Origin of the sequence: Cyanobium sp. BA20m-p-22 (assembly GCF_024346275.1) — a bacterium.
In the GTDB taxonomy this organism is placed as follows: Bacteria; Cyanobacteriota; Cyanobacteriia; order PCC-6307; family Cyanobiaceae; genus Cyanobium_A.
In genome coordinates this window covers 1-13478 of sequence record NZ_JAGQCQ010000066.1, presented here as the reverse complement: position 1 = coordinate 13478, position 13478 = coordinate 1, and the positions used below count along the sequence as shown (strand labels likewise).

16 protein-coding genes, 1 tRNA gene and 1 pseudogene are annotated in these 13478 nt (G+C 65.7%); 8 read left to right on the top strand and 10 right to left on the bottom strand.

What is annotated here, in order from left to right; translation table 11 throughout:
• Window positions 1-751 (top strand): hypothetical protein (locus tag KBZ15_RS07735; protein ID WP_255014628.1); only part of this gene is annotated, 751 nt, incomplete at its 5' end.
• A 71-nt stretch (window positions 752-822) separates the two neighbouring features.
• Window positions 823-1014, top strand: a complete 192-nt coding sequence (locus KBZ15_RS07730) for a hypothetical protein (RefSeq protein WP_255014627.1) — start codon at window positions 823-825, stop codon at window positions 1012-1014.
• A 243-nt stretch (window positions 1015-1257) separates the two neighbouring features.
• Here the strand turns inward: KBZ15_RS07730 and KBZ15_RS07725 are convergent, their stop codons facing one another.
• Both KBZ15_RS07725 and KBZ15_RS07720 read right to left on the bottom strand, forming a co-directional pair.
• Window positions 1258-1932, bottom strand: coding sequence for a hypothetical protein (locus tag KBZ15_RS07725; protein WP_255014626.1), 675 nt, complete (start codon window positions 1930-1932; stop codon window positions 1258-1260).
• Between the two features lie 111 nt (window positions 1933-2043).
• Window positions 2044-2117 (bottom strand) — tRNA-Pro (locus KBZ15_RS07720).
• Window positions 2118-2246: 129 nt separating this feature from the next.
• Here KBZ15_RS07720 and KBZ15_RS07715 point away from each other — a divergent pair.
• Window positions 2247-2411, top strand: coding sequence for a hypothetical protein (locus KBZ15_RS07715; RefSeq protein ID WP_255014625.1), 165 nt, complete (start codon window positions 2247-2249; stop codon window positions 2409-2411).
• Here the strand turns inward: KBZ15_RS07715 and KBZ15_RS07710 are convergent.
• Window positions 2408-2803: a Rid family detoxifying hydrolase gene (locus tag KBZ15_RS07710; RefSeq protein WP_255014624.1), complete on the bottom strand. Its 396-nt coding sequence runs from the start codon at window positions 2801-2803 to the stop codon at window positions 2408-2410. The two genes, KBZ15_RS07715 and KBZ15_RS07710, sit on opposite strands and share 4 nt — an antisense overlap.
• A gap of 45 nt (window positions 2804-2848) precedes the next feature.
• On the opposite strand from KBZ15_RS07710, the gene KBZ15_RS07705 reads away from it, so the two are divergent.
• Window positions 2849-3994, top strand: a complete 1146-nt coding sequence (locus tag KBZ15_RS07705) for an ABC transporter ATP-binding protein (protein WP_255014623.1) — start codon at window positions 2849-2851, stop codon at window positions 3992-3994.
• Between the two features lie 61 nt (window positions 3995-4055).
• Here the strand turns inward: KBZ15_RS07705 and gloB are convergent, their stop codons facing one another.
• Window positions 4056-4799 (bottom strand): hydroxyacylglutathione hydrolase, encoded by a 744-nt coding sequence (gene gloB, locus KBZ15_RS07700; RefSeq protein WP_255014622.1) that lies wholly within the window; start codon window positions 4797-4799, stop codon window positions 4056-4058.
• A 29-nt stretch (window positions 4800-4828) separates the two neighbouring features.
• On the opposite strand from gloB, the gene hisG reads away from it, so the two are divergent.
• From hisG to KBZ15_RS07685, 3 genes are read left to right on the top strand one after another with little or no spacing between them, the layout of a single operon-like run.
• Entirely contained in the window at window positions 4829-5476 is a 648-nt protein-coding gene (gene hisG, locus KBZ15_RS07695) for an ATP phosphoribosyltransferase (RefSeq protein WP_254931058.1), read from the top strand.
• Window positions 5476-7275, top strand: coding sequence for an ABC transporter ATP-binding protein (locus KBZ15_RS07690; protein WP_254931059.1), 1800 nt, complete (start codon window positions 5476-5478; stop codon window positions 7273-7275). Before hisG ends, KBZ15_RS07690 begins: the two co-directional genes overlap by 1 nt.
• A gap of 56 nt (window positions 7276-7331) precedes the next feature.
• A complete protein-coding gene (locus tag KBZ15_RS07685) occupies window positions 7332-7820 on the top strand; it encodes a GNAT family N-acetyltransferase (RefSeq protein ID WP_254931060.1) in 489 nt (162 codons plus the stop codon).
• Here the strand turns inward: KBZ15_RS07685 and KBZ15_RS07680 are convergent.
• Genes KBZ15_RS07680 through KBZ15_RS07665 form a run of 4 tightly spaced genes read right to left on the bottom strand, consistent with a single transcriptional unit; the run spans window position 7817 to window position 11175 of the window.
• Window positions 7817-8725: a bestrophin family ion channel gene (locus KBZ15_RS07680; RefSeq protein WP_255014621.1), complete on the bottom strand. Its 909-nt coding sequence runs from the start codon at window positions 8723-8725 to the stop codon at window positions 7817-7819. The genes KBZ15_RS07685 and KBZ15_RS07680 overlap by 4 nt on opposite strands.
• Window positions 8610-9446, bottom strand: a complete 837-nt coding sequence (locus tag KBZ15_RS07675) for a TIGR04283 family arsenosugar biosynthesis glycosyltransferase (protein ID WP_315859863.1) — start codon at window positions 9444-9446, stop codon at window positions 8610-8612. Before KBZ15_RS07675 ends, KBZ15_RS07680 begins: the two co-directional genes overlap by 116 nt.
• Window positions 9437-10054, bottom strand: a complete 618-nt coding sequence (locus KBZ15_RS07670; RefSeq protein ID WP_255014620.1) for a TIGR04282 family arsenosugar biosynthesis glycosyltransferase — start codon at window positions 10052-10054, stop codon at window positions 9437-9439. Before KBZ15_RS07670 ends, KBZ15_RS07675 begins: the two co-directional genes overlap by 10 nt.
• Window positions 10051-11175: a trypsin-like peptidase domain-containing protein gene (locus KBZ15_RS07665; RefSeq protein WP_254931063.1), complete on the bottom strand. Its 1125-nt coding sequence runs from the start codon at window positions 11173-11175 to the stop codon at window positions 10051-10053. The genes KBZ15_RS07670 and KBZ15_RS07665 overlap by 4 nt, the downstream gene beginning before the upstream one ends.
• Before the next feature lie 95 nt (window positions 11176-11270).
• Between KBZ15_RS07665 and dnaA the strand changes: the two genes are divergently transcribed.
• The gene (gene dnaA / locus KBZ15_RS07660; protein ID WP_396123418.1) at window positions 11271-12674 is read left to right on the top strand and encodes a chromosomal replication initiator protein DnaA; all 1404 of its coding nucleotides are present in this window, start codon (window positions 11271-11273) and stop codon (window positions 12672-12674) included.
• Between the two features lie 29 nt (window positions 12675-12703).
• Here the strand turns inward: dnaA and KBZ15_RS07655 are convergent, their stop codons facing one another.
• Window positions 12704-13186, bottom strand: coding sequence for a hypothetical protein (locus KBZ15_RS07655; RefSeq protein ID WP_254931064.1), 483 nt, complete (start codon window positions 13184-13186; stop codon window positions 12704-12706).
• Window positions 13187-13218: 32 nt separating this feature from the next.
• Window positions 13219-13478, bottom strand: a pseudogene (locus tag KBZ15_RS07650) (CbbX protein); the annotation flags it as partial.

Below are 13478 nucleotides of genomic sequence, written 5' to 3'. Positions count from 1 at the left end.
CCACGGCGAGCTTCGCTGCTGCCCTGAGTTCTTGCTGAAGAGATTCGGCAAGCACATCCCACTAAACAAAAACGAGGTTTTTTTCATGACGACTTCTTTTGACACCGCGGACAATTGGATCAATCAATGGATGTCAAATGCGATCAGCGTGGCCCAACGCTTTCTATGGTCTAGAACTGATCCCCATGGCACCTACTACGACCCTTATCTCTGTGCTGATACGGAGCCAGTAATAGAGCTGGTAAAAGCCAGGGAAGCGTGGATTGTTAAAAATCGCCGAGGCCGCAATGTGCTCATCACCCCTTGCTCTCTGCCAATGATTGACATCGACTTCAAGGACCATGTTGGCCTTGAAAAATTAGCCAGCAATGAAGACACGCTCATGACATGGTTAAAGTGCCGCCACCCACACCTGCAAGATCCACATCGGTTGCGTGTCTACCGCACACAGGCCGGTGTCAGGTTATTGGTTGAATCGGGAAAGATGCTCCCACGGTCAGCGGCTTTCGCCACACTGGCAAAAAACCTTGGCTGTGACTCGCTTTATTTAGCTTTATGCCAAAAGCAAAATTGCTACAGGATCAGGCTTACTCCTAAAAGCGAAACTTACGCTATTAGGTCTAGAACCTGTCGGTTTATCGGTATTCTTGGCGAGGATTTGGAATCCTGCAATGAAGTCCAGGCGTTAATACAAATTCACGATATTCGTACTGGTGCGTTAGACAGCGCAGGAGGTCTTCTACTCGGCTAATCCGATTCCGCGGCCCCCGGTTTAAGGAAAGAAGTCACCACTTTGATCCTTCCATCCGGGGGCTTGAGGACATGACCAATGCCGCCAAGGGATCTTGGCCTCAAGTCGCCGCGAACACCATCTGGAAAGCCCAGCACCAGCAAGGACAAGCCGCCCCGCTCCTTGAGTGGGGCAAGGCGCATGGGAATGAACAGAAGGTGACTTTTCTCGAAGCCATTCTTGGGCTATCCGGGGCTCGTAACATCTACGGAACGGTCGTCTGATGAAAACAGACCCCAAGCGTGCTTTCACCCAGGCCCCCGCATTGATGGGTCAGGGCACAGCCCGCGACCTGATGATGGAGGCAGTAATCAGGCTGCCTCTATGGCAACAGATTCTCGAGGCGATGACCTTCGAGTGGAAGCCTCCCGGAGCTGAACTGGCAGTTCTTATTTCGGCTGACCTTTCACAGCCAGGCCGCAACTGGGCTGAGTGTTACGCCAACGCCCCCTGAGAAGGCGGGCGACTCAGCGCTTCAGGGCTAGGGCGTAATGGGGCGCAACGCTATTGACACCAAGCTTTCTGCGCTGCTGGCCGTCATCCAACTGCACTACCAACCCATCGGTGGGCAACTCGCTCCACAGCTGGCCCTGCAGCCATGAGCGGTGGTGGTGGGCCAGCTGTGGAGAATCACAAAGCAGGTATGGGGGGGTGGGCAGACCCCAGCGCTCCAGCGCCAACAGCTGGGTGGCGTGATCGGCCGCACTCTGCATCACCTCAAATGCAGCGAACACCAGGCCATTACCGCTTGGCACCTTGCGGCGCAGGGCGGCAGCGGGTGTGCTCTGGCGACCATCGAGGCCGTACAGCTCACCACGGATCTGCACACTTATCGGTGCGCCGAGCCTGGGCGGCACGGTGTCAACCAGGGGCAACAGGTGCATCGCATCAGCCCCGCTGCGTGTCCACGCGGCCGTGAGCAGGCCAAGGCGGTACTCCAGAGCAATGGCGCACCCGTCGAGCTTGGGGGTCACCGAGAAGCGGCCAACAGCGGCCGCACCAAGACCCGCCAGCCACTCGCTCAATTCCTGTTTGTCGAGGCTCAGCAACTTGCTGCCCCCGCCGGGAGTAAGCAGCTCTGGTGCAGAGGGGTCGAGCTCCTGCAGCTCTGCCACCAGCGCATCGAACTCGGCATCGGTCATCACGGCCTGGCCGGCCCTGTAGGCGCCGTCTGCGCTGCGTATGGCTTGGCGGAGGGATTGGCTTGGGTGCCTTTTGGGTGCCCTGGTTTCAGCCAATCGGTGAAAAGTCAATCGGGGCGACAGGATTCGAACCTGCGACCTAGTGCTCCCAAAGCACCCGCGCTACCAAGCTGCGCCACGCCCCGTTATCAGGACTTTAGGGGGCAGCCGGTACCGGCGAACCCCGCCAGCAGGTGAGGGGCGCCGCCAAAGACTTGACACCGCCAACTTTCTTGATTAGTACAGGTGTACGCCAAGCGACTCGGTTGTGCCCGATGCCCGTCTCCTCTCCCTACGCCGTCTTCCGAGCTGAAGAATGGCTACCCATCAGCGTCATGCCCATCGCAGCCATGCCCGCCACCAAGCCTGCGTCCGGCAAAAAGCTGCGCGCCCGCACCCTGGTGCAGGGCGACCTGTTCCAGCCCCTGCCGCTGGACTAAGCCTCAGCCGCCAGCGCAATGCAGTCGATCTCCACCCGCGCCCCCTTGGGAAGGGCCGCCACCTCCACGCAGGCCCGGGCCGGCGAGGCCCCCTCCCCAAATACCTCTGCGTAGATCCCATTGACCAGGGCGAAATCCCCCAGGTCGGCCAGGAAAACCGTGGTGCGCAGCACTTGCCCTGGGCGGCTGCCACCGGCCTCCAGCACCGCCTTGAGATTGCTGAGTACCTGGCGGGTTTCGGCCTCCACATCGCCGGCTCCGACCATGGCCCCCGTCAGCGGATCCAGGGCGATCTGCCCGGAGCAATAGAGCACCCCGCCAGCCTTCACCGCCTGGCTGTAGGGCCCCACGGGAGCCGGAGCGGCGGCGGTGATGACGGCTTCCAGCTGCATTGCTCGACTCGTATCAGGTCAGGATGGGGATTGAGCTTATGGCCCTTGCCAATCGCTAGCACCCTTACCCAGCTATTGCCTGCCGAGTTGCCGCTGCGCGAGCACGTGCAGCTCAGGGGGCTCTGGCACCGTTACGCCAACGCCGCGCCAGGCGAATGGACCCTGGAGGGAATCGATCTGGCCCTGCACCAAGGCGAGCTGGTGGGGCTCCTCGGTCCCTCCGGCTGCGGCAAAACCACCCTGCTGCGCCTGATCGCCGGCTTTGAACGGCCCGAGCGGGGCTCGGTGTTGATCGACGGACGCCTGGTGGCCGGCGAGGGCCGCTGGCTGGAACCAGAACGCCGGGGCGTGGGCATGGTGTTCCAGGACTACGCCCTGTTCCCCCACCTCAATGCCTGGCAAAACACCTGCTTCGGGCTGGGGAGGGGACAGGACACCAGTCGGGCCAGCTGGTTGCTGGAGCTGCTCGGGCTGAAGGGCCTCGAACGCCGTTACCCCCATGAACTCTCAGGCGGCCAGCGCCAGCGCCTCGCCCTGGCCCGGGCCCTGGCCCCTGGCCCCTCGGTAGTACTGCTGGATGAACCCTTCTCCAACCTCGATGTGGAGGTCCGCCTGCGCCTGCGCAGCGAGCTGCCGGCCGTGCTCTCCCGCTGCGGCGCCAGCGGCCTGATCGTCACCCACGACCCCGAAGAGGCCCTGGCAATCTGCGACCGGGTAGCTGTTTTGCGGCAGGGGGTGCTGCACCAGTGCGCCAGCCCGCGCCAGTTGGTGCAGCAGCCCGCCACCGCCTTTGTGGGGCGCTTCGTTTTGCAGGGCAACCTGTTGCCGGCCAAGCGCAAGGGCAACCGGATCGAAACTCCGCTCGGCAGCCTGGACTGCCGACCAGCTCCGCCTGCCAACCCTGCTCCATTTAACCCCCCATCCCCCGCCGACAGCGAGCCCCTGGAGGTACTGGTGAGCCCGGATGGGATCGAGCTCGAGCTCGATCCCCAGGGGGAAGCCTGGCTCCAGGGTCGGGAATTTCTGGGTCGGGAGTGGCTCTACCAGGTGCAGCTGGGCGAACTCAAGTTGAGACTGCGCCTACCACTGGAAGCCGAATACGGCCGGGGCCAGCGCTGCCAGCTGCAGCTGCGGCCCGGAGCCCCGGCGATGCTCTTCCCATCCCGCCAACCGCTCCAGGCCCTGGGCTGAGCTCCCTGCCACCAGCCACCTGCCAACTGCCCACTGCCAACTCTCCCCTGCACTGATCCAGCTAGCCCTGCCAATGGTCCTTGCTGCGGCGCAGCACCGCCAGCTGCTCCGGACTCGTCGCCCGCACAAACAGGTTGGTGGCCCGCTCCATCCCAACCGTGCTGGGAATCGTGGCGGCACCCCTGGCGCGGGTGGAGATCACAGCCGCGAGGCGCTCCCGAATCGGCCCAGCGGCGCCATCCTCGGCATCCACGGTGGCGGCAGCCCAGCGCAGGTTGGCCTCGGTGTATTCGTGGGCGCACCACACCTGGGTGGCAGGAGGCAGCTCGGCCAGCCGCTGCAGCGAAGCCCGCATCTGAGCCGCACTGCCCTCAAACAGGCGTCCGCAGCCCCCGGCAAACAGCGTGTCGCCACAGAAAAGGTGCCCCGAAGCCGGCAGGTAGTAGGCGATGTGGGCGCGGGTGTGGCCCGGCACGTCGATCACCTGCACCGTCTCCCCCAGCAGCTCAAAGCGATCACCACCGGCAACGCCCCTGGTTTGCAGGGGAATGCGCGCCCGGTCCTCGCGGCTGGCCAGCACCGCCGCACCGGGCCAACGGGCCAGCAGACCCGGCGTACCACCGATGTGGTCGCTGTGGTGGTGGGTATGCAGGATCGCCACCAGCTCCAGCCCCTGCCGCTCCAGCGCCGCGATCACCGGCTCGGCAAGGGCCGGATCCACCACCGCCGCTAGTCCCTGGCGGTGCAACACAAAGACGAAGTTATCCCGCAGGAGCGGAACCAGTTCAACGCTGAGTTGCTGCATCGTTAAAGTCCAGCTTGAGGCGCACAACCATGATCACCGTCGCCCTGGCCAAAGGCGCGCTCCTGAAGGATTCGGTGGCCCGCTTCGCCGCCGCCGGTTTCGACTTTTCAGCTCTGCTGGACCCCGATAACCGCCAGCTGATGGTGCCCAGTGCCTGTGGCCAGGCCAGGGCGCTGCTGGTGCGCAATGCCGATGTGCCGGTGTACGTGGCCTATGGGCAGGCCCAGCTGGGTGTGGTGGGCTACGACGTGATCCGCGAGCACCAGTTGCCGGTGGCCCAGTTGCTGGATCTCGGCTTCGGCAGCTGCCGCATGAGCGTGGCCGTCAAGGCCAGCAGTGGCTACCGGCGAGCGGCTGACCTGCCTGCCCACTGCCGGGTGGCAAGCAAGTTCACCGGCTGCGCCCAGGCCTTTTTCAATGCCCTGGACCTACCTGTGGAGCTGATCCATCTGGCCGGCTCAGTGGAGCTGGGGCCGATCACCGGCATGAGTGAGGCGATCGTGGACCTGGTGGCCACCGGCCGCACCCTGGAAGAGAACGGCCTGGTTGCCATCGAGGATCTATTTCTGAGCACCGCCCGGCTGGTGGGTCACCCCCTGGCCCTGCGGCTCGACGACGGTTCACTTCAGAGGACCATCGATCGGCTCGGGGTAGCCGTGCCCCAGCGGGGCCGCTGATGGCCCGCCTCGACCGGCAACGCTTAGCCCGCCTGCTGCCCTACCTGGGCAGGGACCGCCGCCGCCTCGGCCTCACCCTGCTGCTGCTGATCCCGGTGGCCTTTGCCGCGGCGGTGCAACCCCTGCTGGTGGGCCAGGCGATCTCCGTGTTGCGGCGCGAGCCCACCCTGGGCTGGCTCGACGGCATGCCCGTGGCCGCCGCCCTGCGCCTGCTGGTGCTGCTGCTGCTGCTGGCCGTAATGCTGCGGCTGGGGCTGCAGGGCATCCAGACCTTCAACGTCCAGGCCGTCGGCCAACGGCTCACCGCCCGCATCCGCAACGACCTGTTCGCCCATGCGATGGCCCTGTCGCTGCGCTTCCATGACCGCACCCCCGTGGGCAAGCTGCTCACCCGGCTTACCAGCGATGTCGATGCCCTGGCCGAGGTCTTCGGCAGTGGGGCCGTGGGGGTGCTGGCCGACCTGGTGACCCTGCTGGTGATCGCGGTCACGATGATCTCGATCGAGTGGCGCCTGGGCCTGCTGCTGCTGGTCAGCCAGGTGCCTGTGGTTTTAGGCATCCTCTGGCTGCAGGGGCGCTATCGCAAGGCCAACTACCGGGTGAGGGAAGAGCTCAGCCAGCTCAATGCCGACCTCCAGGAGAACCTCCAGGGGCTGGAGGTAGTGCAGATGTTCCGGCGCGAGGCTGCAAACAGTGCCCGCTTCGCCCAAGTAACCAATGCCTACCGGGAGGCTGTGACCGGCACAATCCTCTACGAAAGCTCGATCTCGGCCTTGATCGAGTGGGTTGCCCTCAGCGCCATCGCAGTAGTGCTGGCCCTAGGCGGCTGGATGGTGCTCGGCAGCACCATGGGTCTCGGCACCCTCACCACCTTCATCCTCTATTCCCAGCGGCTGTTCGACCCACTGCGCCAACTGGCTGAACGCTTCACCCAGATCCAGGGCGGCCTCACCGCCGTTGAGCGCATCGGCGAACTGCTCGAGCAGCCGATCGAAATCGCAGATCTGCCCGCCAGTGACCGCACGGCCGCCGCCATTCGCAGCGGCAGCGAGCGGGCCAGTGCCGGCGAGGTGATTTTTGAGCAGGTCAGCTTCTCCTACCGCCCGGACGACCCGATCCTCAGCGACCTCTCCTTCCGCATCGCCCCGGGCGAGCACGTGGCCCTGGTCGGGCCGACCGGCTCTGGCAAAACCACCGTGATCCGTCTGCTCTGCCGGCTCTATGAACCCCAGCAGGGGCGGATCCTGCTGGATGGCATCGACATCCGCCAATTGCCCATTCCCACCCTGCGGCAGCGCCTGGGCGTGGTGCTGCAGGACACCTTCCTATTCAGCGGCAACGTGGCCGACAACCTGCGCCTCGATGCGCCCATCAGCAGCGACCAGCTGCAAGGGCTCTGCGCCGAGCTGGGCCTCGATCCCCTGCTGCGCCGCCTGCCCGATGGCCTGGCCACCGAGCTGCGGGAGCGGGGCGGCAACCTCTCCTCCGGCGAGCGCCAGTTGCTCTCGGTGGCGCGGGTGGCAATCCGCGATCCGTCGGTGCTGGTCATGGATGAGGCCACCGCCTTCATGGATCCCTCCACCGAGGCCACCCTGCAGCGCGACCTCGACAAGCTGCTGCACGGCCGCACCGCAATCGTGATTGCCCACCGCCTGGCAACGGTGGAGGCCTCCGACCGCATCCTGGTGTTGCGCAAGGGTCACCTGATCGAGCAGGGCACCCACAGCCAGCTGCGTCAGCAGGGGGGTGTCTACGCCCAGCTGGCCGACCTGCAGGAGCGGGGGCTGGCGGCCCTCTGAGCCAGCTCGAAGCGGCCATCGGGCAGGATCGTTTGATTGCGTCGCACGCGGCAGTCGTGGCCTCCGCCGAGCTCCTCACCAGCCTCTACGGGGAACGGCACCGGCTTTGCCCGACGCCCAATCCCCAGCTGAGCCTGGTGCTCAGCTGCGACCGGGCCATCGACCTGATCGAACTCGAGCAGCTCTGTGATGCGGTGGGCTGGAGCCGCCGGCCCCTGCGCCGGGTGCGCAAGGCACTGGAGCACAGCCTGCTGCGGGTGGGCCTGTGGCGCCACGACCCACGCCTGCCCAAGCTGGTGGGCTTCGCCCGCTGCACCGGCGACGGCATTGTGGAGGCCACCGTTTGGGATGTGGCAGTCCATCCCCTCTACCAAGGGGCGGGACTGGGCAAGCAGCTGATGGTCTACGTGCTCGACCAGCTGCGGGCGATGGAGGTGGATCGGGTGAGCCTGTTCGCCGACCCCGAAGTGGTGAAGTTCTACGCCGCCCAGGGCTGGGAGCTCGAACCCCAACAGCGGCGCTGCGCCTTCTGGTATGCGCCCTAGGTCCAGAGGCTGGGATCCTGCGAGAGCGGCAGGCGGGCCAAGGGATGGTCAGGGCCCAGCAGATCGGAGCTGATACGAGCGCACATCAGATCTAACGGCAAGCTGAAACTGCTGCCGTCACGATCAAATGGTCCCTCCACATAGGCACCGACGCGTTCAGCTACCAAAAAGGCCAGGAACAACAGAATCCCAGTAATAGCCGAATGGTTGGAGGTAAAGTCCAGGAAGATTGTATACCCAAAGATCCAACTGAGCAGCCTGATGAAGACATCATAAACCGGAGGCAGTGGTGTATTTCGAACCTTCTCCAACCCCCCAACCGCATCGGTGAAGGATTCGGCGCAGCGCAGCAGCACGTCCCTGCCCCAGGGGCTGATGGCCCGGCGCTGGCGCAGGCGGCCAATCGCAGCAGCCCGAGCCCGGTAGGAATGATTCAGGGTGGTCTCCGCTGGCAAACCAAGGCTTGCGCAGAGGCGGTTAACCGCTTCGCGGGCATCCTGGCGCCAATAGCCACGCAGCTCGAAATTCAGCAGCCAAACCTGCAACACCTGCAGGCCCACCAGGCGGTTTTCCTCTCCCCGCCAGGCACTGTCACTGCAGAGCAGGGTGTGCAGACAATCGCGCCAGTGACGGCTCACATTGGTGACTGCTCCCCAGAGGGTGCGGGCCTCCCACCACCGGCTGATCGCCTCGGAATTGCGGAGGGCCAGCAGGATGGATACGGCCGTGCCCATGATCGCCAGCCCTCCCACATCGATGATGTCGATCCGCTTGATCAACCCCTGCGGTTCAAGGGCAAGAGTGATGCCGCACAGGAGGGCGACAAGCAGCAGATCCAGCTTCATGCGCAGCACCAGCTGGCTCAGACCGCGCGGGATCTGACGCCGGGCCAGGCGAGGGGGCAAGGAAGCAGATTCCATGGCGGCGAGTCTGCTCGATGCCGTAATAGGCCGCAGCCAGCTGCTCGGCGCTGTGGCCCCGCCGCCAGGCACGCCGCAGGCGGGCATTGGCCAGGGTGGTCTGCCAGATGCCCAGGGCCCGCCAGCGGCGCCCATCCACCCGCAGCGTTGCCCCCAGCGAGTGCAGGCGGGTGTGCTGGCGCAGGCGCTGCACCAGTTCCAGGTCTTCCATCAGGGGGATGGGTGCCACACCCCCGGCGACGGCCAGCAGGCTGCGGGGCAGCAGCAACCCCTGGTCGCCATAGGGAAGCTGGCGCCAGCGGCTGCGCAGCGCCACCCCCAGCTCCACCAGCCGCAGGGCGGGGCTGGGGGCGTCGATCGCCAGGTTGAAATACCAGGCCGCCGGCGGGCGCCCCAGGGCGGTGGCCAGGGCCGCCTGCCAGCCGGCCCCCAGGCGGGCATCGGCGTGGAGCAGCAGCAGCCAGGCCCCACTGCTGCGGGATACCCCTAGGGCCAGCTGCCGTCCCCGGCCCGGGCTGCAGGCCAGCACCCGTGCTCCCGCCAGGGCCGCCAGCCGAGGTGTGCCATCAACACTGGCCCCATCCACCACCAGCACCTCGGTCACCAGCTGGGGCGCCGTGGCCAGATCGGCCAGCAGCAGCGGCAGCCGCGCCGCCTCATTGCGGGCCGCGATCACCACCGAAATCCCAGCTGGGCTCAGCGCCATGGCCCCAGGTCCTCCCCCCTATCCAGGTCCCTGCGGCAGGGCAGCAGGGCCGGCTCCAGGCCCCGGCGCGCCAGGGCGGCGAGGGTTTGCTCCAGCACCTGCTCGCTGCCCCAGGCGATCCCCACCATCAGGGCCGGCTCGGGCCTGCGCAAACCGATCAGCCAGTAACCCCCGTCGCAGGCGGGGCCGAGCACCGCTTCCTGGTGATCCAACGCCGCAAAGGCCGAGGCCAGATCGGCCCGCTCCAGCTGGGGCAGGTCACTGCCGATCAACACCACCCGCCGGGCCCGTTCGGTGGCCGCCCGCTGGAACTGGCGCTGCATGCGCACCCCGAGCCCCCCTCGCCCCTGCAGCACGATGCGGCCCACCCCAAGCTGGTCGCCCAGGCGCCGGGCAGCCCGGGGGGCGAGCCCATCGACCGCCAGCACCAGCTCAATGCCCAGCTGACGGGCCAGCTGGCGCGCCACCGCCAGGGTGTGGCCGGTGAGCCGGGCCTGGACCCGCGCCGCCGCCTCCGCCCCAAGGCTGGAGGCCAACCGCCGCTTGCAGCGCCCCGGCGCCGGCCAGCGGGCCAGCACCACCAGCTGGCTGGCAACCGAGCGGCTCAACCGCGGCGCGGCAGTTCCTTGGGCTTTAGCTCCAGGTTGAGGCGCTGCTCACCGCGCCGCAGCGCCACGGCCAGGGGCTGGCCCACCGTGCCCTGGTCCACCGCCAGCTGCACCTCGGAGGGGTTCCGCACCGCCTTGCCGCCAACCTGCTCGATCAGGTCGCAGGGCTTGAGACCACCGCTGGCGGCGGGGCTGCCCGCCATCACCTCCACCACCACCACCCCGTTCACCTCCGGTAGGCGGCATTCATCGGTGCTGGCGTTGATCTCCCGTGCCAGTTGGGGAGTGAGGGCCTGGAGGCGAACGCCGATGTAGGGATGGCTGGCCGAACCGCGCTCCAGGATCTGGGCGGCGATCTGGCGGGCCACATTGATCGGGATCGCAAAACTGAGGCCCGCCCCCGGTGCCTGGCGGATTGCGGTGTTGATGCCGATCACCTGGCCACGATCGTTGATCAGCGGGCCGCCGCTGTTGCCTGGATTCACGGCGGCGTCGGTTTGGATGTAGGGCACCCGCTGGCCCTCACCCACCGCATTGGTGCGCTGGATGGCACTGATGATCCCGGCGGTCACCGTGTTGTCCAAGCCGAGGGGATTGCCGATGGCGATCGCCACTTCGCCTGGGCGCACCCTGGTGGAATCCCCCAGGGGGGCCACCGGCAGTTTCGAGGCAACCACCTTGACCACGGCCACATCGGTGAGGGGGTCACTGCCGAGCACCTTGCCGTTGAAGCTGCGGCCATCGGGCAGGGTCACGGTCACCTCGCTGGCCCCCTCCACCACATGGGCATTGGTCAGCAGCACCCCATCAGAGCGGGTGATGAAGCCCGATCCCTGGCCCTGCTGTTGCTCAATCGTTGGGCCCCGCCCAAATAGCCCGCCCAGGGGGTTCACCATGCGCTTGACGGTGTCGATCCGCACCACCGCTGGGCCCACCTTGGCCACCGCATCGACGATCAGCGTGCTGCCCTGCTGCAGGGGCGGGCTGGGGGCCGCGTCGCTGATGGGAGTCTGGATGCTGGAGCGACCTGGCAGGCCGGGCAGCCCCTGGCCGCATCCCACCAACAGCAACGCGGCGGGGGCGAGCAGCGCTGCTCGGCAGCGGGGTGAAAGGGGTGGCATGGAAGCGGCCTGGGCCAGGTCTGAATCCGTTTCATTTAAGACGGCCCAGCTGCGGAGCCACGCGTAGATTCGGTTTTCACGAGCGGAAGCGATAGGTGGAGCAGGCGGTGCAGCAGGGAGATGAGCTGTGGCACCAGGTTCAGCAGGCCCTCCAGGCCAACCTCAGCAAACCAACCTTCGAAACCTGGATCCGCCCAGCCCGGTGCAGGGGCTTCAGTGCAGACCAGCTGCGGCTGGAAGCCCCCAACAACTTCGCCTGCGGCTGGCTGAGCAAGAACTATCTCGGCACGATCGAGGCTGTCGCCAGCGAGATCGCCGGCAGGCGGGTGCAGGTGCTGGTGAGTGCGGCCAGCGACGAGGATGTCCTGATCGCCCCAGCCGGCCCTGGCACGGGCAATGGCGCCGCCAAGGCTATTGCCGGCCAGCCAGCGCCAGCCAAAGCCACCGGTGAGACGCCCCGCAAGGTGGCTCCGGGGCTGAACCCCCGCTACGTGTTCAACCGCTTTGTGGTGGGGCCCAACAGCCGCATGGCCCACGCCGCCTCCCTGGCGGTGGCGGAAGCGCCCGGGCGGGAATTTAACCCCCTCTTTCTCTGCGGCGGGGTGGGGCTGGGCAAAACCCACTTGATGCAGGCGATCGGCCACTACCGGCTGGAAATAAACCCGGAGGCGCGGGTGTTCTACGTGAGCAGCGAATCCTTCACCAATGACCTGATTCAGGCGATCCGCAAAGACAGCATGCAGGCCTTTCGCGACCGCTACCGCGCCGCCGACCTGATCCTGGTGGATGACATCCAGTTCATCGAGGGCAAGGAGTACACCCAGGAAGAGTTTTTCCACACCTTCAATGCCCTCCATGAGGCGGGCCGCCAGATCGTGATCGCCTCCGATCGCCCCCCAAACCAGATCCCGAAGCTGCAGGAGCGGCTGATCTCCCGCTTCTCGATGGGACTGATCGCCGACATCCAGGCGCCAGACCTGGAAACCCGCATGGCCATCCTGCACAAGAAGGCCGAACAGGAGCAGATGGTGCTGCCCCGCGACCTGATCCAGTTCATCGCCGGCCGCTTCACCTCAAATATCCGCGAGCTGGAGGGGGCCCTGACCCGGGCGGTGGCCTTCGCCTCCATCACAGGCCTGCCGATGACGGTGGAATCGGTGGCACCGATGCTCGATCCAGCCGGTGGCGATGTGGAGGTCAAACCGATCCAGGTGATCGAAAAGGTGGCGGAGGTTTTCGGTGTCGGCATCGAGGAAATGCTCAGCGCCAGTCGCAAACGGGCCGTCAGCAGGGCCCGTCAGGTGGGCATGTACCTGATGCGCCAGAGCACAAACCTGAGCTTGCCGCGCATCGGCGAGGCCTTCGGCGGTAAGGACCACTCCACGGTGATGTACGCCGTCGAGCAGATCGACCTCAAGCTGAACAATGATCCTGCCCTTTCACGCCAAGTGCAGCAGGTGCGAGACCTGCTGCAGATCGATTCACGCAAACGCCGCTAGCCCAGCCAAGCTCAACGGCAGCCCTGCACTCAACGGCAGCCCTGTGCAGAGATCCGATAGCTGAAGCCCAGGGCAGCGGGGTCGTTGCTGGCTCCCACCTTGAAGTTAATTTGGGAGGTCTGCTTGCCAGGCACCGCTGGGAAGGGGCCAAACATCTTGCCGGTACCCATGGGCGGATTCATCAGGTTATTAAACAGCTGCAGGCTGGAACCATCGCTGAACTTCATATAGCCCTCCACCGGATACTGGGCATTGGCATCAGATGAATTAGCGGTGAAAAAGAACTTATAACTGGTGTAGGGCTTGGTAACAAAAAAGTCGGTGTTCCAATTGGTCTTGCCGATCAACTTGCCCCGACCCACCGACTTTGAAACGATCGGTGAGGTGCCGTTGCCTCCTACCGGCTGCAGGAAGGTGCAGGTGGGTGCGGCGGTGGCTGCCGGCTGGGCCAGGCCCAGCCCCAAAGCAAGGGCCAGGGGGAGCAGCGGGCGGGCGGGGATCGAAAGGCGCATGGGGAGGAGGGGAGAGGGATAGGTATTAAACCTTAGGAAAGCGGCCTGGCCGGGTCGCTTCCCTCCAGTTCGCCGGCAAACACCCGGCTGATCGTGATGTCTACCGCTTCGAGCGTCATCAGATCCAGCTTGGTAAGTGGGCTGCCCATGCGGCTGAACAGCCGGTTGGCCTGGCGCATGCGGGCCCGGTCGATCGCATTGCGGATTGAGCGGGCATTGGCAAAAAAGGGCAGCTGCATGCGGCGCTGGATGTATTCGGCAAAGGCCAGGCTGGCTTCTGCACTGAAACGGT